Origin of the sequence: Alkalibacter rhizosphaerae (assembly GCF_017352215.1) — a bacterium.
Lineage (GTDB): Bacteria > Bacillota > Clostridia > Eubacteriales > Alkalibacteraceae > Alkalibacter > Alkalibacter rhizosphaerae.
In genome coordinates this window covers 499,766-523,494 of the sequence record NZ_CP071444.1, presented here as the reverse complement: position 1 = coordinate 523,494, position 23,729 = coordinate 499,766, and the positions used below count along the sequence as shown (strand labels likewise).

The following is a 23,729-nucleotide window of genomic DNA, read 5'->3' as shown; positions in this document are numbered from 1 at the left end:
AACATGGGAAAAACGACTGGATTTTTAGAATACGACCGTAAAGAACAAAATAAAAGGGATCCGGAAGACCGGATCCAGGACTGGAACGAATTTCGGATCCCTTTGTCCAAGGAAGAAATGCAGGTCCAAGGCGCAAGATGTATGGATTGCGGGATACCCTTTTGCCATGGGGGTGTTCTTCTGGCGGGTATGGCTGCTGGTTGCCCGGTGAAAAACTTGATCCCGGAATGGAACGATCTGGTCTATCGCAACCAGTGGGAAGAGGCGTATAAGCGGTTGGAAAGGACCAATCCCTTTCCGGAATTCACCTCCAGGGTATGCCCTGCCCCCTGTGAAGGCAGCTGTACAGAGGGCTATCAAATGGAATCGGTGACCATCAGCAACATCGAATACGAGATCATTGAGACAGCTTTCAGGAACGGATGGGTAGGACCAGCAACTCCAAAAAGGACCGGCAAAAAGGTGGCGATCGTAGGGTCTGGTCCGGCTGGTCTGTCTACCGCCTATTATTTGAACGCGGTAGGACATCGGGTCACAGTTTTTGAACGCAACGATCGTCCTGGCGGCTTGCTGATGTATGGTATCCCCAACATGAAGCTGGAAAAGCAGATCGTGGAGCGACGGATCCGGATCATGGAAGAAGCCGGCATCGATTTTGCCCTAAACTGCGAAATCGGGAAAACAAAGTCGGCAGCGTCTTTGGTCGAGGAGTTTGACGCGGTGGTCCTTTGTTGCGGTGCCACAAAGGCCAGGGGACTTCAAGTGGAAGGAGCCGATCTGAAGGGTGTACATTATGCGGTGGATTTCTTGACGGCAAATACGAAAAGTTTGCTGGATTCCAACTTTCAAGATGGAAAGTACATCGACCCCAAGGGGAAAGACGTTTTGGTGATCGGAGGCGGCGATACGGGAACGGATTGCGTGGGGACGGCCATCCGGCATGGGTGCAACAGCGTCTACCAATTTGAGATCATGCCCAAGCCGGCGGACAAGCGAGATCCAGAAACCAATCCGTGGCCGGAATGGCCAAAAAAACAAAAAATGGATTACGGCCAAGAAGAGGCTGCGGCCTTGTACGGGGATGACCCGAGACAATACTTGATCAACACGAAACGCATCGTAGGTGATGACCTTGGTAACGTGAAAGAAGTCCACACGGTCCAAATCGAATGGAAGAAAAACCCTGCAGGGTCCATGGTGCCGGTAGAAGTGGAAGGCAGCGAAAAGGTTTGGAAAGCGGATCTGGTTTTAATGGCCATGGGGTTTTTAGGACCGGAAGACACGCTGGTAGAAGCCTTGCACCTAAAGAGGGATGGCCGAAGCAATATTTTGGCGGCTTACGGCGATTTTGAGACCAGTGAGGAGAAAGTGTTTACTGCTGGGGATGCCAGAAGAGGACAAAGCCTGGTGGTATGGGCCATCCAGGAGGGTAAACTGGCGGCGAAAGAAGTGGATGTATATTTGACAGGGAAAAGCATGATAAAATGATCATAGACAAGAAAAAACCGGAGATCAATCCGGTTTTTTTCGTTGAAGTCGGAAATTTTCCATCAGTACCAAATCCAGGTTTTGAAATATTTCGTAAGATGTCTTAATGATCTCATCGATGTCTTTCGGGGTATGATTCAATTCCCGATACATGATCCGGATCTTGTATTCGATCAAGGATTCCAAAGACATGTCAAAGTATCCTTGGGCGTATTTTTCCACCAGGCTCATTCCTGCAGCAACGGAAACGACGCGAATGAGCTTGATTTCGTTGCTGGTAAATCCTAGATTGTACTTGTTGTTGTGAAGTTTGAAAAAAAACTCGATGACCCGGGTATTCTCGTCGATGAGTACGTGGTCGCGACATATTTCATAGTAAAAGCGCTTGTATCTGTCGTCCTTCAACAGCAGGCTCATATAGACCCAGTTCTCCACGGCTGTGGCATACTTCAACTCGTAAGGAATACCCTGTTCCAAAATGATCTTCTGGACCATTTCCTTCACATCGATCAGGAAGTAGGAATAAATGATGGATGCAATGCTGTTCTTGTTGCGGAAATAATAAGGGATCAGTCCTACGTTTACTCCGGCATCTTCACAAATGGCCTTACAGGATGTTTGGGTATATCCCTTTTGGTAGAACAATTTTTTACTGGAAGATAGGATCCGATGCTTGGTTTCGATACCTTTTTTGTACTGTGCCATATGCCGGCCTCCATTTATTTACACATAATTAATTAATAGATTTAATATAATTGACATCGTTTACAACATAATATAGAATATAGATGTTATAATTTTATATGTATATAACTCGCTTCCGTATACAAAATTATAACGTATTGAGAATATCTTGTAAAGCAAGCATGAAAAATTACATCAAAGGAGGATTTACATGAAAAAATCGCAAATCATCGGACTCATTTTGGCATTGGCAATTCTGATCGGAATGAATTTTCTGCCTGCGTCTGAAACCCTGTCTATCGGCGGCCGGAATACTTTAGGAATTTTATTTACGGTTATTGTTTTATTGATCACGGAACCGATACCCATAGGGGTGACCTGTTTGTTGAGCATTCCATTGTTGGTGTTGTTTAAAGCCGTTCCGACCATACCGGCGGCATTGGGTGGGTTTACCAATCCCATCGTCTTCTTTGTTTTGGCATCCTTTGGAATATCCAGGGCCTTGACGAAAGTGCCACTTTCCAATCGATTGCTGAAAGTCTTGATTAAAACATTCGGAAAAAATGTAAAACGGGTCATGCTTGCTGTCATGATCACCATTGCTGTCGTTTCTTCCGTCATATCCAACGTGGCAGCTACTGCCGTGTTCATCAGCATCGTTTTAGGTTTCCTGCAGATCTACAAAAGAGAGGAAGACCGAAGAAAGACTGGAAAAACATTTATGATCGCATTGCCGGTAGCCGGCATGATTGGTGGGATGTTGACTCCGGCCGGTTCTTCCTTGAACCTGATGACTTTGAGCTTCTTGGAAGAATTGACGGGAGCGTCTGTAACATTCCTGGAGTGGATGGTCATAGGGGTGCCTGTGGTTTTGGTAGTACTGCCTTTTGCCTGGTTCATCTTGTTGAAGATCTATCCTGTTGTTGAGATACCGGAAAAGGACATCATGGACTATGTGGACACACTGGATGTTCCGGAAAAAATGGATGCCAAGGAACGCTATGTGCTCCTTCTGATGACGATCATGTTCACTCTTTGGATCTTGAGCTCCTGGTTTCCAGTATTCAATATCACCATCGTGGCTTTGGTTGGTTTTGCATTTTTGTTCATTCCCGGATTCGAGATCATTACATGGGATGAGTTTCTGGCCAGTGTCAGTTGGCCGGCATTTTTCCTGGTGGGTAGCGTCATCACTATAGGTGGTGCGTTGATCTCCAATGGAGTCAGCCAATGGCTTGTTGCCAACTTTTTCCCGCAAACGCTGAATCTTCCGACCATCGGGATCGGATTTGTGGCTGGGATCATCGTTTTCTTGATGCTCATCATCGTTCCAGTCGCGCCAGCACTGATCCCATTGCTGTCTGCACCGTTTGTCGGGTTGGCAGTAAGCATCGGCATTTCTCCAGTGTTCCTCATGATGGTGTTGGGACTGACTGTGGCAAACTGTTATTTGCTACCACTGGATACGGTTCCATTGTTGACCTATATGACCGGATACTACAAAATGCAGGATATGCCAAAGGTTACAGCCTTCATTCAGTTGTTTCTGGCAGTTATCGTAGCCATATGGGTACCCATCGCCCTGAGCATATTGGGATTGATGTAATTTCGCCTCTCGAGGGTAATACTAGTATAATTGAAAATAAATAACTAATTTCAATAAAATCTTGACAAATGACAAGCGGAGTAATATTATATAACAGTAATATTATTCCGTTTTGTGTTGTTTGCAGACGATTTCAAGCATCACAAAAGGGAGGTTCATCATTTATATTTATAAAAAAATATTTTAGAAAAGGAGAGAAAAGAATGAATCAAGAAAAAGCTTTGAAAAAAAGTGTCATCAACCTTTACGGATTGCCATCATTTGGTTTTCAAGTAATGGTCAACATGGAAGTTTTCTTCTTCGCAGCATTTTTGACCGACTTTGCACTGATCCCAGCCGCTTTGGCCGGAACCGTTTTGATGATCACCAGTATCTTTGACATTGTCTGGGTGCCGACTGCCGGCGTTATTTTGGACAAGAGCAACATGAAGTGGGGTCGCTATCGTTCCTGGTTGCTTGTGGGACCACCCTTTGCTGCGATCTTCTTCATCATGCAGTTTACCAAATTCGGTAATCCCACTATGACAGCAGTATTGGTATCCATCGGCTTTATTGTCAGCCACTTGATCTGGAACGTTTTCTACGCAGCCCATATCGCCATGAACAACTCCATGACCACTGTTCGGGAAGAGCGGATCAGCATGTCTTCCAACCGGGGGATGTTCAACGCTATCGGCGCCATCGCATTTTCTTATTTTGGAACCACGCTGATCAATACCTTTGGTGCGGCAACTACACCAGCTTTGGGATATACCCTGACCACTATTTTAGGGGCATCCATCATGATCATCACCTATTACACCCTGTTCTTCTTGACCAAAGACTATGGATTTCATGGTTTAGCCAAGCCGGGCGGACAAAAGGCGGACAAGCTCAGCGCCAAAGAAATGTTTGGTCAAATCGTTGTGAATCCACCGTTGATCGGCTTGATGTTGGCAGAATTGGGAAGATACTTGGGAAGATTCATCATCTTTGGTTTGGCTTTCTATTACTTCAAATATGTCATCGACAACCTGGCCGGACTTGCCTTCTTCTTCCTGGGATTGAATGTGGTCACCTTCGTAGGCGCTCTTTTAGCGAATCCATTGGCCAAGAAATTTGGGGAGAAAGTTACTTACATGATCTCTTTGTCTCTGTTCGTTATCGCGTTGCTGATCGTATGGGCTCTGCCAATGAACTACACTACATTCCTGATCGTCATGTTTATTGGTTATTTGGGATATGGAATGCCGGATGCTTTGGGACCTGCAATGTATGGAAACACTGCCGATTACGGTGAGTGGAAAACAGGCAAGAATGCCAGAGGATTCGTTATGTCCCTGATCAGCATGCCTATCAAGACCGCCATCTTCGTAAGAAGCGTCATCATCACTGCCATCCTGACTTCTGCCGGTTATATTGCCGACATGGCACCGACAGAGCAGTTGATCAATGGAATAAAGAATGGTATTGCCTTGATCCCTGCGATCTTTATCTTTTTCGGATTGATCGTTATTTTCTTCCTGTACAAGATCTCCCCGGAGAAACAGGCAGAAATGCAGGCTGAAATTGCGGCACGCAAAAAAGATCAATAATTGATTAAAAATATACTTGACATTTTGCAAGAAACAGCTTAAACTACGTATATTAAAAGTAAATGAGACAAAGCGGTCTGTATAATTTTATACAGGCCGTTTTTCGTTCTCGTGGACAAAGGCGTCTGCAACCAACCATGGTTGCAGACGCCTTTTTTATTAAAAGGAGGGAAATCCGTGACAAAGCTAACGAAAATCGAGATCATCACAAGAAACAGCAGGCTGGAGGATTTAAAAGAAGGGTTGAATGCCATCGGGATCACCGGCATGACCGTGACCCAAGTGCTGGGTTGCGGGAGGCAGAAGGGGAAAACGGAATTCTATCGGGGCAATGAATACAAAATCGATTTATTGCCAAAAGTCAAGGTGGAAGTAGTGGTATCCGTAGTACCGGTGGATGAAGTGGTACGAGTGGCGAAGGAAGTGCTGGGATCTTCAGAGATCGGTTCCGGAAAAATATTTATTTATGAATTGCAGAATGTCATACGGATACGCACCGGTGAAGAAGGCGTGGACGCACTAAACTAAATGTGGAAAGTGGAGGGATGAACATGGATTTGGCATATTCTTTGGATACAGTTTGGGTTTTATTGGGAGCGGCACTGGTGTTTTTCATGCAGGCAGGATTTGCCATGGTGGAAACAGGTTTTACCAGAGCAAAAAATGCAGGCAACATCATCATGAAGAACATGATGGATTTTGCCGTCGGATCCGTTGTATATTGGGCCTTTGGTTTCGGCATCATGTTTGGAGACTCCATGGGCGGTTTTATCGGTGGTTTGGATCTGTTTGCGAGAAATACATATGATTTTGGGGTACCTACTTTTGCATTTTTGATTTTCCAAACCGTCTTTTGTGCAACGGCAGCGACCATCGTTTCCGGAGCCATGGCGGAACGTACAAAATTCATCTCCTATTTGAGTTACAGCTTTTTCATATCTTTGATCATATACCCTGTGGTGGGACACTGGGTTTGGGGTGGAGGCTTTCTGTCGGAGTTGGGATTTGTCGATTTTGCCGGATCCACCGTGGTCCATTCTGTCGGTGGTTGGGCGGCTCTGGTAGGAGCGAAGATCATCGGACCCAGGATCGGAAAATATACCAAGGACGGAAAAGCTAAAGTCATCCCGGGTCACAGCATCACCTTGGGAGCATTGGGCGTTTTCATTCTATGGTTTGGATGGTTTGGATTCAATCCTGGATCCCAGTTGGCAGCCTCCGGTCCGGAGAATGCCCAAGCTATTGCTGGAATTTTTGTGACAACAAACCTGGCAGCAGCCATGGGGGCGATCATGTCCATGATCATCACTTGGATCAAATACGGAAAACCTGACGTCAGCATGACCCTCAACGGTGCCTTGGCAGGCCTGGTGGGGATCACGGCAGGAACGGCAGCCGTATCTCCCATGGGTGCTGCGGCCATCGGTGGCATTGCGGGGATCGTCATCGTTTTTGCGGTGGAATTTGTGGATCATGTTTTGAAAGTGGATGATCCGGTGGGAGCCATCAGTGTTCATGGCGTATGTGGAGCTCTTGGGACGCTTCTGGTCGGTTTCTTTGCTGTAGATGGCGGATTGTTGTACGGAGGCGGATTTGCATTGTTGGGAGTGCAAGCCATTGGAGTGGTGGCTGTTGCTGCATGGACCATGACAGGTGCGTTTATCCTGTTCAAAGTCATCGATGCAACCATAGGACTTCGAGTCTCAAAAGTGGAAGAATTGGAAGGATTGGATATTACAGAACACGGCATGGAAAGCTATGCAGATTTTCAACTGAAGGCCATCGTCCACGAATAACAGGCGGTAGTAAAATAAGAGAAAGCAGCTTCTATATAGAGGCTGCTTTCTTATTCTATTGCCAGCAATTTCGCTTTGGATACACCATCCAATTCCTTCAATCGATCGACGAGATAATCCAGAGAGTTTTGCATGTCCAAGACGTCGATGGTCATGTTCACGATGGCTCTTTGGTGAATGGGAATATCCTGGCTGATCGTCAATATGTTTGCGCCTTCTTCCGCCATCAAGTTGAGCAGATGGGACAGAACTCCTTTCTTGTGATCCAGGACGAAACTAAGGGTCGCCTTTCGACCAAATTGGGTGGAAGGAGAAAAGACGTGATCTTTGTATTTATAATAGGTGCTTCGACTGATGCCGACGGCTTTTACCGCATCGCTGACGTTTTCAACTTTTCCGCTGTCGATCAGGTTTCGGGCCTCGATGACTTTATCATAATAGGTGGGTAAAATTTCTTTACTTACGATCAAATATTTGGTCAACATGCATGTCACTCCTTATAGTATTTGAGAAATTGCGCCGGTGTCATCTGGAAGGACTTCCAGAACCAACGACGAAGGGGTCAAAAGTCTCAATGTGTCTTGAAAAGAGTCCGGATGAAATTGGCCGGTGGGTGCCATCAGCAAGATGGTCGGTCCTGAGCCGCTGATGCTGCAATGAATGGCACCGGATCTCATGGCCAGATCCTTGATCTCATCGAAAGATGGGATCAGGGTTTTGCGCTGTTTTTCGTATAGGTGATCGATGCTGCCCAACTCCACCAGAATTGCATCTCCTTCCATAAGGCCTAGAGTCAATAACAGGGAATTGGCAACGTTCGTGGACGCCTGGTCCATGGAGACTGATTTTGGAAGGATCTCTCTGGCTGTTTTTGTGGAGATCTCGTAATCCGGTATGACCAGAAAAAAATCAAAAGCATTTGCCACAGGAATGGACTTGCAGAAGTAATCCTCTTTCTCTGTTCGAACCGCTATAGTCAGACCTCCATAAAGTGCAGCTGCCACATTGTCCGGATGTCCTTCCAGAGTGCAGGCCATTTGGAAAAGTTCGGTTTTGGAATAGGGGGATCCCAACATCAGATTGGCTCCAGCGAGCCCCCCGACTATGCAGGAAGCACTGCTGCCCAGACCTCGACCTGTGGGTATGGCTGTATCGAAAGTAATGGTCAGGGGCTGTTCGAATGCAGGATCATTTGCATGTCTTTTGAATAAAAATTGTGCTGCCTGGTAAACTGTGTTGTCCTTATTTTGATATTGATCCGCACAACCAATAAAGGATAAGGTATCGGTGGTTTCCAATGTAAAGCGGTTGTACAGTTGAAAGGCCAGGCCTAGTGCATCAAAACCAGGTCCGATATTTGCCGATGAGGCTGGTACGGTAACCGATACGCGTTGGTGTTGGCGTTTCATGACAATATTTCATTGACACAGTTTTTCATGTCTTCCTTTCCACAGACTGATGTGTGGCGATCATCGCTTTCGCACATTTGAAGAAGGTCTGCAGGTATGATCAAGTCCGTCTTTTTTGCGAGCTTGGAGATCAGGGCAATGTCGTCTTCCGAAGAACTGCCGAAAATGGCTTCGTACACTGATTTCGTAAATTTAAAGGGACTGGCGGTGGACAAAATGACGGAATGGGTATCGTCTCCCGTTTCCTTGACATAATCGTCATATACTTTTACAGCTACTGCCGTGTGAGGATCCAAAACATAGCCGAATTGGCCATAGATCTTCTGAATGGTGGCTCCTGTTTCTTCTTCCGTGCAATAGCCGCCGAAAAAGTCTTCATCGATGGCCTTTTTCATGGAAGGAGTGACTTCGTACGTCCCTTTCGTTGAAAGATCCTTCATGGCATCGTTGATGAACTGGCTGTCGCCTTGTGAAACGTGATAGAGCAAACGCTCGAAATTGCTGGATATCAAAATATCCATGGAAGGGGAGCTTGTCAAAATAAAGGGTCGGTTCTTGTTGTATTTTCCAGTAGCGAAAAAGTCGTAAAGAACGTTGTTTTCATTGGAAGCGCAAATCAATTTTTTAATGGGAAGACCCATTTGCTTTGCATAGTAACCAGCCAGAATGTTTCCAAAATTCCCAGTAGGGACCACGAAATTGATGGGATCGCCAAGGGAGATTTGATTTTCCTGTACCGCTTGACTATATGATGCAAAATAATAGACGATCTGCGGCACCAAACGTCCGATGTTGATGGAATTGGCAGATGATAGAAGGTGATTTTTCTTTTTTAAGGTTTCATTGAATTCTTTATCGCTGAAGATGGACTTAACTCCGTTTTGGGCATCATCAAAATTGCCGTCGATGGCGACGACGTGAACGTTATCACCCTTTTGTGTGGTCATCTGCTTCTTTTGGATCGTGCTGACACCATCTTTTGGATAGAAAACGACGACCCTGGTACCTTTCACATCGGAGAAGCCTTCCAAGGCAGCTTTGCCAGTATCACCGGAAGTCGCAGTCAATACTACGATCTCGTCTTTTACTCCTTGTATGGATGCAGAACCGGTCATCAGATGGGGAAGCATGCTGAGGGCCACATCCTTGAAAGCAAGGGTCGGTCCATGAAAAAGCTCCAGCAGGTGATAAGAGTCAAAAGATACGGTAGGTGTGACTCTGGGACTCAAAAATTTGGCATAGGCTTGCTGGATGTAGGATACGAGTTCTTCTTCCGGGAATTCATCGAAATAGGGGCTCATGATCTCAAAACAAAGGTCCTGGTAGCTTTTGTGGACCAAAGTCGACAATGGAACAGAAGGAAAGATTTCCGGCACAAACAAACCTCCGTCACTGGCAATGCCTTTTAAGACTGCCTCCGATGGCAGTGCAGTTTGATTGGAACGTGTACTGATGTATTTCATCGTGAAAAACCTCCATGGATTCTTTAATCTTGTATTGTGTTTGCCTCATCCTTATGATAAAATGTTTTTGTCTAAAAAACAAGTGTTTTTATTTTAAATACAAAGTATTTTGAGGTGAGTCATGAAAATTGCACTGCTGGGTATGGGGACTGTTGGTTCCGGCGTATATGAGATCATAAATGAAGAAAAAGGAAATTACTTTGCCAAAGCACAAGAGAAGATCACCATCAAGAAAGTTTTGGTTCGGGATAAAGGAAAGAAAAGAAATGATTTTATCGACGAAGAGATATTGACGGAGTCTTTTGATGAAATTTTGAATGATGAAGAGATCAATGCCGTAATTTTTGCCATGGGAGGGCTGGAGCCGGAATTTACTTTCATGAAACGATCCATGGAAAAAGGGAAACACGTAATAACAGCGAATAAGGCCGTCGTTTCGGAATATTTTGAGGAACTTTTGAATCTGGCAAAAAAACACAACGTGATGTTTTTGTTCGAAGCCAGTGTGGGAGGGGGGATCCCCATCATCACATCCCTGAAGGGAACCTTGCAGATCAATCAAATCGATGAGATCAAGGGGATCCTTAACGGGACGACCAATTATATTCTAAGTAAAATGTCATCAGAGGGCAAAGCCTTTGCAGATGTATTGCAGCAAGCGCAGGAAATGGGATTTGCAGAAGCCGACCCCAGCGCGGATGTGGATGGTTTTGACGTATCGCGTAAGCTGGCCATTTTGTCGTCCATTGCTTTTGGCAGTCATATAAAGGATGAGGACATTTACAAGAGAGGCATACGGGATGTGGGAAAGGAAGACATGGAAATGTTTTCGAATCTGGGATACATTCTTAAATTTCTGGCCCATTCGAAACGAATGGATGGGACATATTCTGCAAGTGTCGAACCGGTGTTGCTCTCCAACAAAGATATTATGAGCAACGTCAATGAAGAGTTCAACATCGTTTCCATTAAAGGGAATATTATTGGAGAGTTGCAGTTTTACGGAAAGGGTGCCGGTAAGAATCCCACAGCAAATGCAGTCGTTGGGGATCTGCTGTATATCATGAACAATCAGAATAGCAGGGAGTCCATTGATTTGTCTCAGCACTTGACAAACAAAGGCCTTGGTGCATTTAACGGCAAATATTATTTGCGCATTTCCCTGAAAGACCATCCAACCTTTACAGCAGTGTTGGATCTGGTGGATGAAGTATCCAAGATCAAAAAAATGATGGTAGAGAAGAATAATGTTTTTGTGATCACCGAAGAATTGGACGCTGCTGTGGTCAACAGCCTGGTCGATCGGTTGCGATCGATGGGAACGTCGGTGTTTTATGCAAGAATTCTTTCTTGAATCGACCGGAAAGGACGGAAAGATGGATCAGTTGATCGTACAAAAATATGGCGGCACCAGTGTTGGAGATATTGACAGGATCAAGAATGTGGCCAAACGTGTCGTCCGGACAAAAGAAAATGGGGACAATGTCGTTGTCGTCGTATCGGCCATGGGGGATACGACGGATGTTTTGGTAGAAATGGCCTACGCCATCAGTGAAGATCCTCACAAAAGAGAAATGGACATGTTGTTGTCAACGGGGGAGCAAATCTCCATTGCCTTGCTGGCCATGGCCATTCAGAGTTTGGGTCATGAAGTGATCTCCTTGACGGGAGCCCAATGCGGCATACAGACGTCGTCCAGGCACAGCAAGGCAAAAATCGACGCCATCCATACAGATCGATTGGAGAAAGAGCTCAGCGCCGGTAAGATCGTCATTGTGGCAGGGTTTCAGGGCGTCAATAAAGATATGGACATTACTACCCTCGGCAGAGGGGGGTCGGATACTACGGCGGTTGCATTAGCGGCAGCGTTGCATGCGGATAAGTGCCAAATATTCACGGATGTTGATGGCGTATATACGGCAGATCCAAGGATCGTACCAGCAGCAAGAAAGATCGAAAAAATATCCTACGATGAAGTGTTGGAGTTGGCCGCACTGGGTGCCCAGGTATTGCATCCCAGAGCCGTTGAGATGGCTGGCAAATATCATGTTTCCTTGGAGGTAAGATCCAGTTTCAACAACAATAGTGGTACCATTATAGGGGAGGTTAGCGAGTTGGAAAAAGTATTGATCAGAGGAATATCATTGGATGAGAACATAGCAAAAATTTCCGTCCTGGAGGTGCCGGACAAACCCGGGATCGCATTCAAGCTTTTTTCTTTTTTAGCAGGAGCGGACATTCATGTGGACATGATCGTACAGAACGTGAACAGAAACAACGTCAACGACATAACATTTACGGTGGCACTGGATGAGCTGCAAAATGCAGTAAAGATCGCCCAGCAATTTGCATTTGAAGTCGGTGCTGAGAAAGTGGAGTTCGATCGAGGTGTTGCTAAGCTTTCGGTGGTGGGAACAGGTGTAGTGGCCAATGCAGAAGTTGCATCCAAGTTTTTCGAAGCATTGTATGAGATCGGGGTAAACATTCAGATGATCTCCACCTCGGAGATCAAAATATCCTGTATTATAGACACCAGCAGTGGCAAGGATGCCATGAAGCACATCCACGAAAAATTCAACATGTAATAAAGAAAGAACCAGGCATGTGCCTGGTTCTTGTCATTGTGGATAATGCAATCGGTCTTCGGGGATGGATTTCAATAGCTGCAAATAGTCGTTCGCTTCTTTTTTGGCATCTTCCAGGTTCATGTCCCTGAAATTTCCACACTCCACTTCGCTTGCTCCTGGTATTTCCTGTTCGTATCCTGCCATAAATTCAAACAATTCGATGATCAAGGGAACTATATCCCTGCTTTCCAGATTTCCTTCTAAAATCAGATAAAAACCGGTCCTGCATCCCATGGGGCCAAAGTAGACGATGCGGCTGGCGTAATCGGGGTGATTTCTCAAATAAGTGGCTCCCAGATGTTCCAGGGCGTGGACGCTGTCCGTTCCCAATACAGGCTCTACGTTCGGCTTTTTCATTCGCAGATCAAAGGTGGTCAAGGTAGTGTCGCCGTATCGATCTTTTCGGGATGCATATAGTCCGGGATACAATTTGGTGTGGTCGATGGTAAAACTTTCTATTGGTTTCATGGTCGCCTCCTTAATACTTTCGGTGCAGCATTTTTTTCACGATATCCTCCAGGGTATTTCGATTGTCTGATGCAGGCAAGGTTTCGATCAGTTTGAATGCCTTGGCTGTGTATTTTTTGGCCAGTTGACGAGCTTGTGTCAAACCGTCGTAAGACATGATCAAATCATGGATCGTCTCCATGTCTGTTTTATTGAAGTCCGTTGTTTCCAGAAGGTGTTTCAACTTGTTGTCCTTGTCCTTGCCGAGGGCATAAATGACCGGCAAGGTCAGATATCCTTGTTTCAAGTCGTTCATGGTGCTCTTTTTAATGGTTTTTTTGTCGGAATAATCAAGACAGTCATCGATGATCTGGAAAGCCATGCCGCAATAGTATCCGATCCGTGACAGGGTTTTGATCTGGCGATCCGACAAGTTGCCTTCCGCTGCGCCGATATGGAAGCTCATGGAGAACAATGCGGCAGTTTTACCGGTAATGATTTTTAAATAATTCATGATATTTACATCGTACATATAGCGCAGTCGATACTGTTTCAATTCCCCACGGCAGATCTTTAAAATGGCATTGGCCAATTTTTCCATGGATTTGTTGTGCTGTTTCTCGGAGAGAAGGGTAAAGCATTTGGCAAAAAGGTAGTCGCCGATAAAAACGGCACTGTCCTTGCCATATCTGCTTTGCACGCTTTCGATCCCTCTTCGCAGTTTTGCTTCATCAATGATGTCGTCATGGACCAAAGTAGCGATATGCAGCATTTCCGTAACAGCCGCCAATCGGAGAAGGGATTCCTTGTCGTAATCTCCGAATTTTGCGGAAAGGACCACAAAAGCAGGCCTCAACATTTTGCCGCTGGAAACCACAGCACTGGAAACCGCTTCTGTTATAAACTCGTCGGCATCGTTTGTGGAACGCAAGATCAATGCGTTCACTTCCTCCAACATATTACCAATTTCAGGATATTCCATCCAAAGTTCGTTCATCTTATCACCTATTCGTTTTAAAGTTGAAATGATTGCTCGACAAGTATCGAAGCAGATATTTGGAAACCATGCCGACAAATAGTCCGGTAGGTATTGCAATCAAAAACAAGTATGGGAGCAATACGATCAATCTGGAGTTTTCCAGGATGATCATGGCAACGCCCAGTTGCCCCAAATTATGCATGATGGCTCCCAAGATGCTGACACTGACCAGACTCATGGTATTGTTGAACATGCGCATCATGAGGAACATGGCCAGTAAACTCAGAATACCACCACTAATGGAATAGATGATGGAAGCCATGTTTCCGAAAAGCAAGCCGGTCAAAAATGTTCTAGCAACAACGATCAGCAAGCAAGACCGGAGGGGAAGTGTAGATAATGCCAGTACAGTTGCTATATTGGCCAGTCCCAACTTGGCACCTTGAATGGGAATGGCGGGCAACAAGGTTTCAATATAACTTAAAATCATGGCCTGTGTCACCAACATGGAGATAAAAACAAGTCGTTTCGTATTGTTATTCATTCAATTACCTCAGTTTCAATCATTTGCCTTTACTTCAACGATCACTTTGTTGGGCAGACATACGATCATCTCCCCGTTTTCATCAGCAGGTGCTGTGTGCACGCAGATCTGATCCGGACAGGAGGCCTCTGAGACTCTGACCTGGCCGTTTTGGATCGTAACAATATTGAGGTTGCCCTCGTTTTCCACTCTGATCACTTCATTTGTGTCTTCGGTCAGAGGCATTCGTTTGTATTCCTGACCATCGATGGTGATGATCAGATCCAATTTGGCATCCGCATCTTTCAGTAATTGAAAAGCCAACAAACTGGCAAGGGCAATGACAACGACGATGCCGATAAAAAAAAGATCTTTTTTCTTCAAGTAGTTCACCTCGTAGCAAAATTGTCCGGGGACAAGTACATTTTATTAAAAATATCCTTCCCCGTAAAGAAGAAGGATATTTTTTGATGTCATTTTATTCAGAATAATCAAAGTATAGATACGATTTCCTTACGATCCGTATCTTTGACCACAAATTTTTCAACATCGGAATGACGTAATAGTCCAAACCGAAGGATGAACCCGCACCTTGCAATGTAGCAAAGCCGGCTACGATGTACCAGATCATGGACGCGTCGGCCATTCCCGTAAAGACGATGCCGATTCCGATCACGATGCTTGCAGCAGAGCTTACGAAAGTGAAAAGACCTGCGATCAGGCAAAGACCAATGATGATCTCCATCATTACCATTACTGTTTGCACTGGAACTTCGATAGGTGTCATCCACTTGTTCATGATATCCAACATGAACTTTGGCGCAGTCATCAGAGAATCACCATAACCGGAGGGCGTTTTATCTACGGCCCACTGGAAGATGCCCGGAAGTTCAGAGACTACTTCTGCACCGCCACCGCCGGTAGCACCGGAAGCTGCTGTGACAGCTTCTGCTGCACCGGAGGCTGCTGTATAAGTTTCAGCTGCTCCAGATGCTGCAGTTCCAGTTGTTGCAGCGGAAGCTGCCGTTCCGCCATCACCACCGCCAGCGTCATAACCGGCGATCATGTTCATCATGTTGATGACTTTCGGTTCGCTAAACCAACCTTCCGTGATCTTGACTACACCTTCCACCAGCCACATGTAACCCAGCCATAATCGCAATGGGATCTTCCAGAAATTCTTGGAAGCGCTGGAGAAGTGTCCGCCGACAAAAGATCGCTTATTCTTGATGTGAAAGAATTCATGACCTGCGTAGTTCCAGATTTGTCGTACGCCGCCAACCATGAATTGATAATATACATTGACCATGTGCTTGACAAACATGGCAAACCATCCGGAACTTTTGAAACCGACATCGGCAACAGCATATCGGGATCCTACGGAAACCATGAAACCATGATACTTTTGTTCGTGCTTGTGGAGTTCGCCGCCTTTGATCATGGAGATGATGTTTTTAGCAGCCGTATGAGCAGATTGTTCTGCGGCTTCCACGATTTGAGGCATGGGCTGATCGTCTTCCGGGATATAGCATGCGCTGTCTCCGACAATGTAGATGTTTTCCACCGTTTTTCCGTTTATGGATGGTTGCATGTAATCATTGACGTTGACCCGATCGCATCGACCGATATCCAAACCGATGCTGGATACCAAACCGGTATTTTTGATGCCGGCAGTCCAGATCAATGTATAGGTAGGGATCTGCGTTCCATCTTTGACGGTAAAGGAATCGTCGTCGATTTTGACGATGGGCGTATTTTTCAATAATCGGATGCCGAGCTTTTTGTATCTTTTTTCTACTTTTTCGACTTGTGCATCGCTTTCCAGCATGTTGAGGATGCGATCCATGGCTTCGATGTTGTAGATGGAAACCTCTTTAGGGTTGACGTCGTACTTCTTGGCCAAGTGCTTTTTGGCTTCGCCCAGTTCACCGACCATTTCCACTCCGGTGAATCCTCCTCCACATACGGCAAAGGTGAGAAGTTTTCGTCTTTCTTTCTCATCCGGCTCGCAGGAAGCTTTCATAAACATGATCTCGATATGCTCTCTCAATCGGATGGCATCTTCATAAGACCACAAAGTGTGTGCATTTTCCTTGGCTCCTTCGATGCCAAAGAAGTTTGGTTCATTTCCAGTCCCCATAATAAGGTAGTCGTAGTTGTAGGTTTTGGATCTAGAAGACAACTTCTTGTTCTCCAGATCGAAATCTACAATGTCGTCGACGACCACGTTGACTTTTCGACCGGCGAAAATTCGCTTCAAGTCGATTTTTATGGATTCGGGATCCGTTCTGTGACCAGCTACTTCGTGAAGTTCCGTCATCAATGTATGATAACTGTGCCTGTCTATAACGGTGATTTCGACGTTTTCATCCTTTTTGAAAGCTTTATGCAATGTTTTTGCTGCCTTGACACCGGCATAACTTCCTCCAAGAATAAGAATCTGTTTCTTAGACATTAGTTTCCTCCTCGTGTTTATGTTTTGAATGAAAAATGCTAAAATCATAACAAGTGCAGAAATTCTTTGTACTGCATCTTTCATCGTACATGATTATAATATAGTATTGTTAAATAAATTTCAATATAGACAATAAAAAATTATTTTATTTATTCATAAGATATTTTTCTGAAATGTAAAAATAAGGGATCCGATGCAATATAAAGGATGTCACAGCCAAAATCGCCTAAAGTTAAACAGGTTTTTTTCGTGCAAGTTCCTGAAAGTTTGCATTTTTACTTTTCACGCCACCTATAAATAAGGACTATAATAAATCTCAAAAGAAAATATAAAAAAAATATCTATCTCATTTATCGAAAACTATTGACGACTATTTGGTGGAGTGTTAAAATTAGGACGAACCAAGAAACCAAATATTTTAGGGGGAAAAAAATGAAAAAACTATTATCAATCTTACTAGTAGTATTCATGGTTGCTGCTTTTGCAGTAGGTTGCGGAGGAACCAATAACGGTGACAACGGCGACAACGGCGACAACGGCGATGCAGCAATGTACGAAGATGGTGTTTATTACGCACAAGACGAAAAAGGCACCAGCTGGACTTACTTTGTTGTGGTAGAAGTGGCAGACGGCAAAATCGCTGACGCTCACTGGGGTGGAACCAACCTGGTACCGCAAGGAAACAAGTACACTGCTTCTGTTGAAGGAAACTACAACATGGGCGGAGCAGCAGAATGGTACGAGCAAGCAGACGCAGCTATTGCCTGGTTGATCGAAAACCAAGATCCTGCTTTGTTTGATGACAAGTACACAGACGACGAAGGACACACTGACGCGTTGCAAACAGACGATGGAACCACCGTTTCTGTACACGTAATCGAATTCTTCGAACTGGCGAAAAAAGCATTGGCTGGAGATCCGGTAGCTGAAGGACCGCACACGACTCCGGACGATCACGTAGCAACTGCTGTATTGCCGGCAGAAGCAGATGGTGTTTGGGAATACCGATTGGACCTGATCGTAGTTAACGGAACCATTGTTGATTCCAGCTACAACTCTGTATTCGTAGGACCTTTCAATGCAGACAATGAAAAATACTTTATTGATGGCGACGAAAACAAGCCTTCCAACAAAGTATTGTTGGGCATGGACTATGGAATGGACTGGAAAGGCAACGCAGAGAAAATTGATGCCTTTGTAGAAGCAAACAACGGATTCGAAGTAGAGTACAAGGATGATGAAGGTCACACTGACACCATCACCGGCGTATCCATTCACGTGAATGAGTACGAAGATCTTTACAAAGACGCTTTGGGAATCCAGTAATCAACAAGCAAGATCAAAAGCTTCAGGCTTGCCTGAAGCTTTTTCTTTTTTATTGATGAGATGCATCGTTTACTGTATAATGGAAAACGGTATTTTAATAGAAGAAACCGACGAAAATGAGTGAGGTATTTATGTTTAAAAAAGCGATTCTAATTCTGGTAGTGCTTGTTTCCATGATGTTGACCGGTTGCGGAAACAATAATGTGGAATCCATCTCAGACAATGAATTTTTACTGGATACGGTAGTCAGCATTCGGCTATATGATGTACCGGAAGAAAAGAGTGAATTGATCGACCGGTCTTTTGACCTGATCGAAGAGCTGGAAAACCAGTTGAGTGTTCATAAGGACGGAAGCGATCTGTATAATATCAAAATAAATGCAGGGATCAAACCGGTTTCCGTATCGGAACATACCATAAAAGTGATCCAACGCAGCATGGATTATGCAAAAATCACAGAAGGCAAATTCGACATCACTGCAGGCCCATTGATCGACCTTTGGAATATCCAGCCGCCGACAGGTCATGTTCCCACGCAGGGAGAACTCGAAGCTGCGCTAACCAAGATCGATTACAGAAAACTGGTGATCGATGAAGACAAGCAAACCGTGTTTTTAAAGGAAGAAGGAATGATCGCCAATTTGGGCGCCATAGCAAAAGGATACATTGCAGATGTCGTAAAAGAGTTTTTGCTGGAAGAAGGAATCGAACACGCCATCATCAATTTGGGCGGCAATGTTTTACTGGTCGGCGGCCGTGTGGACGGCACTGACTTTCGAATCGGCGTGCAAGACCCGGATGCAACGAGAAACACCTATTTGGGCGTCATTAAAACTTCGGATGCATCCCTTGTATCCTCCGGAGATTATGAACGATATTTTGAACAGGACGGCATTCGCTATCACCATATACTGGATCCGGACACCGGCTATCCATCGGATACGGAAATTCGACAGGTCAGCATCGTCTCCCCCCTTTCCGTAGATGGTGATGCACTTTCCACGACGCTGTTTTTATTGGGATTGGATCAAGGATTGGCACTCATTGAATCCATGGAAGGAGTCGACGCGGTTTTTGTGACCCACGACCATAAAGTCGTCGTCACAGAAGGGTTGAAGGATCATTTCGAGTTTAACGATGACGAGTATTCCGAAATATACGATCTTGAGTACCGATAAAGGCCTTTGGGCCTTTTTCTTTTTGCATATTGCTAGTGACCCGTGGCAAAACTTATAAATAGCATGTATAATGAAACTACAGTGAAACTTCGTTGAAACAAGAAGCAATAACGAATGCAGGAACGGGAGGGCGAAAAAATTGAGAATCGGAATGATCGGTTGTGGGAACATGGCACAGGCCATGATCGGAGGAATGGTAGAATCTGGTGTGGTCGATGCCGCAGATATCTTTGTATCCAATCCGATCCAAGAACAATTGGAAGTGGTAAAGACAAAGTATGGAGTCTCCGTTACAAATGACAACAAGGAAGTGTCAAGATGGGCGGATTATTTGATCATAGCAGTAAAACCGAATATCATGAACATGGTATTAAAGGAAGTAAAAGATCATCTGGAACCGGAGAAAACGGTTTTGGTTAGTATAGCAGCGGGCGTGGATCTGGCTCAGATGGAAAGGCAAATCGACATTCCCAACATAAAGTTGCTTCGCGTCATGCCAAATACGCCTGCCTTGGTAGGAGAGGGTATGACGGCGATCACCGGCAATGAAAATGTTGGTGAAAAAGAATTGAATGCAGTTCTCGAAATTTTTGATTGTTTTGGAAAGACCAAAGTAATTCCGGAAGAACTTTTTCACGGAGTTACGGCAACCAGCGGTTCATCACCAGCCATGGTTTATATTCTTATAGAAGCTATGGCGGATGCCGCCGTAAAAGCAGGGTTGAAAAGAGAAGATGCATATGAGCTGGCGGCGCAAAGTGTATTGGGATCTGCAAAAATGGTTGTGGAAACCAAGTTGCATCCTGGTGTGTTGAAAGATCGGGTCTGTTCGCCTGGTGGAACCACTATTGCCATGGTAGAGGAATTGGATCGAAAAGGCTTCAGGGGAGCAGTCTTGTCTGCCTTGGATGCTGCCGTCCATAAGTCAATAGAAATGAGCAGCAAGGAACAAGAGTAAAAGAATAGACAATTTGGGTATTTCAATATATGAAAAAAAATAAAATGTGTTATAATATAAACGAAGTGTTTGGTGAGATGATGAAAACAAAAATAACAATCCTGCTCACATTGATCTTGCTTTTTCTCACTCCAGTGTCAGGAGAAGAAGCCTATGTCGATAAGTATTCAGCCCCCGATGGGATCGAAATAGTTAGCTATACGCCTTCGTGGAGAGGCGAAGAGCTTAAGAATGTGTATGAAGAACTTCTGGAAAACACCCATGGAAAAGAACTGTCTCATTTGTCTTCCGTCCAATTGCATGGAGGTCCCAGTCCAAACGGGTTGGAAGAAGGGCTGTATTCCTATACGCTCAAAAAATGGAATTATTTGACCGGGACTTCGGTGAGTTTGGAAAAAGGAAGCGTCATACATTTATATCACATGGATGAGAAACAGGAGATCAAAGATCTGGCCAGAGTTTTATCCCATGAATATGGACATCATTTTACCATATATTATTTGGCCAAAAACGATAAGAATTTTTTTCTCGATTGGGAAGAAAGTAGTTTTTACCAAATACGTGAAGGTGATGTTTATCCTAAGATGAGCGATGACCCTCAAGCAGACCATCGCTGGATGATCGCTGAGATATGTGCGGAAGATTATGTTCAACTGTACGGGTCACCTCTGGCAAAAAAATCGGTAAAAGTATATGACATAAGCGAACGGTTGGAAAAGGGCCTTTTGACCAACGATCTGAATTACTCTTCACAATATTTCAATATTGTACCTCAAGAAAATATGGACATACCGCTGGCTTTAGAAGTAGAAGTGAATACGGGATATTGGCAGGAGCTTTCAGGTATCGATTCGAACAAAAGTGTATATTCAAAACCGAAACTTATTTTGGGGGAACGAAAAGAAGTTAGTAATGGATATATCGCCCAAACGTTGGAATGGACATCCAGTATCAATGAACAGGGCGAAGAAGCCATCAACTATACCTTGGTTGCTATGAATAGCAATACCCATCAATTTTTGCCGATAAAAAGCATCTCTGACAGTGAAACTAAGAACGCTGTGATCGGAACGGTGTTGGATCGCAATGGCTTTTCTCAGAGAGTGTATACGGATTCCTTCGTGCAGCAATTGGGAAAAGGTGGTTACGACGATTTGAGGATCATTGCGGTAGGCCGCAATGGGGAAGCGATTTCATCGGACAGTTACTTGATGGATTTCAATTCAGGGACATTGATCAGCAAATCAGAACCTGCTTCCATTCAGGAAGAATATCAGAAGTCAGACCAACAGGAAGAAAAAGCGAAAGAAAACAAGCTGGTGGAATTTTTAGATCGAATCATGGATCAACTATTTTCTTTATTTGAACAGTTGTTTGATAAACAAGTATCGTGAAGGGGATGATGAAATGAGCGTTAAAATCAAGGATGTGGCGAAAGAAGCCAATGTTTCGGTAGCTACTGTATCGAGGGTTTTAAACAACATACCATTAGTAAATGACGAAACAAAAAAAAGAGTGCAGGAAGCAATCGAAAAGACAGGGTATAAACCTAATGCCATAGCCCGGAGCTTGAAGATGCAGAAGACTAATACTTTTGGCATAATGATTCCAGACATATCCCGGCCTTATTACACTCAAGTGATCCGTGGCGTCGAGGATGTGTGTAATATTTATAATTACAATATCATTTTGTGCAATACGGATTCAGAACCAACAAAGGAAGAAAAGTATTTTGATGTTTTCCTGGAGAAGCAGGTGGATGGGATCCTGTATATCGGGAAAGGTCTGAGCCAAGCCTTGATCAACAAGATCGAAAGCAACAAAACTCCTATCGTGTTGGGAGCAGTAAACGATGCGATGGGTCGTTATCACAGTGTTGCAATCAATAACGAATTGGCGGCTTACGACATCACAAACCATCTTATCGAAAATGGACACCGGGAGATCGCGTTTTTTACAGATGAGGATGAAAAATCATACGTTGGACAGGAAAGAAAAAAGGGTTTTTTGAAAGCATTGAAAAAGCACGGGCTTAAAGAAAATCCGATTTTTGAACTGAAAGGAAAGTACAGCATCAGAGGCGGGTACGACTTGATGGGAGAACTACTGACCAATACCAAGCTGCCGACGGCAGTTGTTGCGTTGAACGATGAGATGGCAATAGGAGCCATTCGCAAGTTGGAGGACAGCGGGAAAAAAGTGCCGGAAGACATGAGCGTTGTTGGATTCAATAATTTTCAACTGTCTGAATGGCTAAAGCCGGGCATCACCACGGTTGCTCAGCCAATGTATGACATAGGGGCAATATGTGCAAGGATCATGATCAAGATGTTGAACAACTCCAAGATCGACGAAAAGGCGGTCATTGTTCCACACGAATTGATCATTCGAGATTCCGTCAAGAAACTTTAAATGAACCATTCATGAAATTATTGAAAAAATCTAAGAAGTGAGGCGAAGTTATGCAAGTAGTAGAAAAAATTTCAGAAATTTTACAATTAATGGTTTCTAACCCCAATAAGAAACTTTGGAGAGCTACAGAGATCAGCAATGAGTTGAATATGAACATTTCTACGATCCACCGATTGTTGCAGGCGTTGAAGAAAACCGGATTTGTGAATCAGGACTCAACCAGCAAACTGTATACATTGGGCCTAAACCTTATATTTTACGCTGAGATCGTTCGAGAAATGAATCTGCCCGGAATGATCACCTACCCGGCTGTGCAAAAATTATTCGATTATACCCAGGAGACTTCCTTTATTACTATTAAAGAAGGAGATACATGTGTGGTTATTGAGAGGATCAACAGCCATCACGATTTAAGAGTCGTCAAGCAAGTCGGAGATACGAAAGTTTTGGGTGCTGGTGCTTGTGGCAAGATCATGCTTGCATTTTTGCCGGATGAAATTCGAAAACGGATCGTGTGTTACTGCGATGATATGGAGAAATGCGAAAAGGAACTTGCATTGGCCCGAGAAAACGGATACCTGGTTGAATACCTTAAAGATATCGACAGTACCATTATATCAGCTCCCATCTTCTCCGAGCAGGGAAACGTGGTAGCCAGCTTGTCGGTTGCCATACCTCAAATCCGATTTACTGAAGAAAAGAAAGTGGATTATATTCAAAAGATCAAAGAAATAGGTAGTGAATTTATTACTAAAAAGTGATAAAATGTTGATACGACTCTCCCGACATGTAAAATCCATGTGC

22 protein-coding genes are annotated in these 23,729 nt (G+C 44.4%); 13 read left to right on the top strand and 9 right to left on the bottom strand.

Going from position 1 to position 23,729, the window contains the following annotated elements; all coding sequences use genetic code 11:
* The first annotated feature begins 3 nt into the window (after positions 1–3).
* Complete coding sequence (locus J0B03_RS02615) at positions 4–1,488, top strand: glutamate synthase subunit beta (RefSeq protein WP_207300321.1); 1,485 nt, start codon at positions 4–6, stop codon at positions 1,486–1,488.
* Positions 1,489–1,512: 24 nt separating this feature from the next.
* On the opposite strand, the gene J0B03_RS02610 is transcribed toward J0B03_RS02615, so the two are convergent.
* Positions 1,513–2,193, bottom strand: coding sequence for a TetR family transcriptional regulator (locus tag J0B03_RS02610; RefSeq protein WP_207300320.1), 681 nt, complete (start codon positions 2,191–2,193; stop codon positions 1,513–1,515).
* A gap of 190 nt (positions 2,194–2,383) precedes the next feature.
* On the opposite strand from J0B03_RS02610, the gene J0B03_RS02605 reads away from it, so the two are divergent.
* From J0B03_RS02605 to J0B03_RS02590, 4 genes are all read left to right on the top strand, one after another.
* The gene (locus J0B03_RS02605; protein WP_207300319.1) at positions 2,384–3,778 is read left to right on the top strand and encodes an SLC13 family permease; all 1,395 of its coding nucleotides are present in this window, start codon (positions 2,384–2,386) and stop codon (positions 3,776–3,778) included.
* Between the two features lie 203 nt (positions 3,779–3,981).
* A complete protein-coding gene (locus tag J0B03_RS02600) occupies positions 3,982–5,352 on the top strand; it encodes an MFS transporter (RefSeq protein ID WP_207300318.1) in 1,371 nt (456 codons plus the stop codon).
* Between the two features lie 177 nt (positions 5,353–5,529).
* Positions 5,530–5,880 carry a P-II family nitrogen regulator gene (locus J0B03_RS02595; RefSeq protein WP_207300317.1) on the top strand — a complete coding sequence of 117 codons (351 nt, stop codon included), beginning with the start codon at positions 5,530–5,532 and terminating at the stop codon, positions 5,878–5,880.
* 29 nt (positions 5,881–5,909) lie between these two features.
* A complete protein-coding gene (locus J0B03_RS02590; protein WP_445082440.1) occupies positions 5,910–7,148 on the top strand; it encodes an ammonium transporter in 1,239 nt (412 codons plus the stop codon).
* Between the two features lie 50 nt (positions 7,149–7,198).
* Here the strand turns inward: J0B03_RS02590 and J0B03_RS02585 are convergent, their stop codons facing one another.
* From J0B03_RS02585 to thrC, 3 genes are read right to left on the bottom strand one after another with little or no spacing between them, the layout of a single operon-like run.
* Positions 7,199–7,633, bottom strand: coding sequence for an ACT domain-containing protein (locus J0B03_RS02585; RefSeq protein WP_246798166.1), 435 nt, complete (start codon positions 7,631–7,633; stop codon positions 7,199–7,201).
* A gap of 12 nt (positions 7,634–7,645) precedes the next feature.
* Positions 7,646–8,557 carry a homoserine kinase gene (thrB, locus tag J0B03_RS02580; RefSeq protein WP_207300315.1) on the bottom strand — a complete coding sequence of 304 codons (912 nt, stop codon included), beginning with the start codon at positions 8,555–8,557 and terminating at the stop codon, positions 7,646–7,648.
* Positions 8,554–10,020 carry a threonine synthase gene (gene thrC / locus J0B03_RS02575; RefSeq protein ID WP_207300314.1) on the bottom strand — a complete coding sequence of 489 codons (1,467 nt, stop codon included), beginning with the start codon at positions 10,018–10,020 and terminating at the stop codon, positions 8,554–8,556. The genes thrB and thrC overlap by 4 nt, the downstream gene beginning before the upstream one ends.
* A gap of 121 nt (positions 10,021–10,141) precedes the next feature.
* Between thrC and J0B03_RS02570 the strand changes: the two genes are divergently transcribed.
* On the top strand, positions 10,142–11,374 hold the full coding sequence (locus J0B03_RS02570) for a homoserine dehydrogenase (protein ID WP_207300313.1): 1,233 nt from the start codon (positions 10,142–10,144) through the stop codon (positions 11,372–11,374).
* A gap of 22 nt (positions 11,375–11,396) precedes the next feature.
* Entirely contained in the window at positions 11,397–12,605 is a 1,209-nt protein-coding gene (locus tag J0B03_RS02565; protein ID WP_207300312.1) for an aspartate kinase, read from the top strand.
* A 33-nt stretch (positions 12,606–12,638) separates the two neighbouring features.
* On the opposite strand, the gene J0B03_RS02560 is transcribed toward J0B03_RS02565, so the two are convergent.
* The 5 genes from J0B03_RS02560 to J0B03_RS02540 all read right to left on the bottom strand — a co-directional run bounded on the left by J0B03_RS02560 (position 12,639) and on the right by J0B03_RS02540 (position 17,051).
* Complete coding sequence (locus J0B03_RS02560; RefSeq protein ID WP_207300311.1) at positions 12,639–13,115, bottom strand: S-ribosylhomocysteine lyase; 477 nt, start codon at positions 13,113–13,115, stop codon at positions 12,639–12,641.
* A 10-nt stretch (positions 13,116–13,125) separates the two neighbouring features.
* Positions 13,126–14,091 carry a polyprenyl synthetase family protein gene (locus tag J0B03_RS02555; protein WP_207300310.1) on the bottom strand — a complete coding sequence of 322 codons (966 nt, stop codon included), beginning with the start codon at positions 14,089–14,091 and terminating at the stop codon, positions 13,126–13,128.
* 4 nt (positions 14,092–14,095) lie between these two features.
* The gene (locus tag J0B03_RS02550; RefSeq protein WP_207300309.1) at positions 14,096–14,617 is read right to left on the bottom strand and encodes a Gx transporter family protein; all 522 of its coding nucleotides are present in this window, start codon (positions 14,615–14,617) and stop codon (positions 14,096–14,098) included.
* A 15-nt stretch (positions 14,618–14,632) separates the two neighbouring features.
* Positions 14,633–14,980, bottom strand: a complete 348-nt coding sequence (locus J0B03_RS02545; RefSeq protein WP_207300308.1) for a NusG domain II-containing protein — start codon at positions 14,978–14,980, stop codon at positions 14,633–14,635.
* Positions 14,981–15,074: 94 nt separating this feature from the next.
* Entirely contained in the window at positions 15,075–17,051 is a 1,977-nt protein-coding gene (locus J0B03_RS02540) for an NAD(P)/FAD-dependent oxidoreductase (protein ID WP_207300307.1), read from the bottom strand.
* A gap of 432 nt (positions 17,052–17,483) precedes the next feature.
* Between J0B03_RS02540 and J0B03_RS02535 the strand changes: the two genes are divergently transcribed.
* From J0B03_RS02535 to J0B03_RS02510, 6 genes are all read left to right on the top strand, one after another.
* Positions 17,484–18,377, top strand: coding sequence for a hypothetical protein (locus tag J0B03_RS02535; protein ID WP_207300306.1), 894 nt, complete (start codon positions 17,484–17,486; stop codon positions 18,375–18,377).
* A gap of 131 nt (positions 18,378–18,508) precedes the next feature.
* The gene (locus tag J0B03_RS02530) at positions 18,509–19,555 is read left to right on the top strand and encodes an FAD:protein FMN transferase (protein WP_207300305.1); all 1,047 of its coding nucleotides are present in this window, start codon (positions 18,509–18,511) and stop codon (positions 19,553–19,555) included.
* A 151-nt stretch (positions 19,556–19,706) separates the two neighbouring features.
* Positions 19,707–20,513, top strand: coding sequence for a pyrroline-5-carboxylate reductase (proC, locus tag J0B03_RS02525; RefSeq protein ID WP_207300966.1), 807 nt, complete (start codon positions 19,707–19,709; stop codon positions 20,511–20,513).
* Between the two features lie 233 nt (positions 20,514–20,746).
* Positions 20,747–21,907, top strand: a complete 1,161-nt coding sequence (locus J0B03_RS02520) for a hypothetical protein (protein WP_207300304.1) — start codon at positions 20,747–20,749, stop codon at positions 21,905–21,907.
* 13 nt (positions 21,908–21,920) lie between these two features.
* Positions 21,921–22,925: a LacI family DNA-binding transcriptional regulator gene (locus J0B03_RS02515; protein ID WP_207300303.1), complete on the top strand. Its 1,005-nt coding sequence runs from the start codon at positions 21,921–21,923 to the stop codon at positions 22,923–22,925.
* A 50-nt stretch (positions 22,926–22,975) separates the two neighbouring features.
* On the top strand, positions 22,976–23,686 hold the full coding sequence (locus J0B03_RS02510) for an IclR family transcriptional regulator (protein ID WP_207300302.1): 711 nt from the start codon (positions 22,976–22,978) through the stop codon (positions 23,684–23,686).
* Positions 23,687–23,729: the final 43 nt, after the last annotated feature.

Excerpts from the sequence above, each read along its gene's own strand:
- J0B03_RS02540 (WP_207300307.1), bottom strand. The coding sequence starts at position 17,051 with ATGTCTAAGAAACAGATTCTTATTCTTGGAGGAAGTTATGCCGGTGTC.
- J0B03_RS02570 (WP_207300313.1), top strand. The coding sequence starts at position 10,142 with ATGAAAATTGCACTGCTGGGTATGGGGACTGTTGGTTCCGGCGTATAT.
- J0B03_RS02555 (WP_207300310.1), bottom strand. The coding sequence starts at position 14,091 with ATGAACGAACTTTGGATGGAATATCCTGAAATTGGTAATATGTTGGAG.
- thrC (WP_207300314.1), bottom strand. The coding sequence starts at position 10,020 with ATGAAATACATCAGTACACGTTCCAATCAAACTGCACTGCCATCGGAG.
- J0B03_RS02530 (WP_207300305.1), top strand. The coding sequence starts at position 18,509 with ATGTTTAAAAAAGCGATTCTAATTCTGGTAGTGCTTGTTTCCATGATG.
- J0B03_RS02610 (WP_207300320.1), bottom strand. The coding sequence starts at position 2,193 with ATGGCACAGTACAAAAAAGGTATCGAAACCAAGCATCGGATCCTATCT.
- J0B03_RS02605 (WP_207300319.1), top strand. The coding sequence starts at position 2,384 with ATGAAAAAATCGCAAATCATCGGACTCATTTTGGCATTGGCAATTCTG.
- J0B03_RS02515 (WP_207300303.1), top strand. The coding sequence starts at position 21,921 with ATGAGCGTTAAAATCAAGGATGTGGCGAAAGAAGCCAATGTTTCGGTA.
- J0B03_RS02600 (WP_207300318.1), top strand. The coding sequence starts at position 3,982 with ATGAATCAAGAAAAAGCTTTGAAAAAAAGTGTCATCAACCTTTACGGA.
- J0B03_RS02535 (WP_207300306.1), top strand. The coding sequence starts at position 17,484 with ATGAAAAAACTATTATCAATCTTACTAGTAGTATTCATGGTTGCTGCT.
- thrB (WP_207300315.1), bottom strand. The coding sequence starts at position 8,557 with ATGAAACGCCAACACCAACGCGTATCGGTTACCGTACCAGCCTCATCG.
- J0B03_RS02550 (WP_207300309.1), bottom strand. The coding sequence starts at position 14,617 with ATGAATAACAATACGAAACGACTTGTTTTTATCTCCATGTTGGTGACA.
- proC (WP_207300966.1), top strand. The coding sequence starts at position 19,707 with ATGATCGGTTGTGGGAACATGGCACAGGCCATGATCGGAGGAATGGTA.
- J0B03_RS02560 (WP_207300311.1), bottom strand. The coding sequence starts at position 13,115 with ATGAAACCAATAGAAAGTTTTACCATCGACCACACCAAATTGTATCCC.
- J0B03_RS02565 (WP_207300312.1), top strand. The coding sequence starts at position 11,397 with ATGGATCAGTTGATCGTACAAAAATATGGCGGCACCAGTGTTGGAGAT.
- J0B03_RS02510 (WP_207300302.1), top strand. The coding sequence starts at position 22,976 with ATGCAAGTAGTAGAAAAAATTTCAGAAATTTTACAATTAATGGTTTCT.
- J0B03_RS02585 (WP_246798166.1), bottom strand. The coding sequence starts at position 7,633 with ATGTTGACCAAATATTTGATCGTAAGTAAAGAAATTTTACCCACCTAT.
- J0B03_RS02615 (WP_207300321.1), top strand. The coding sequence starts at position 4 with ATGGGAAAAACGACTGGATTTTTAGAATACGACCGTAAAGAACAAAAT.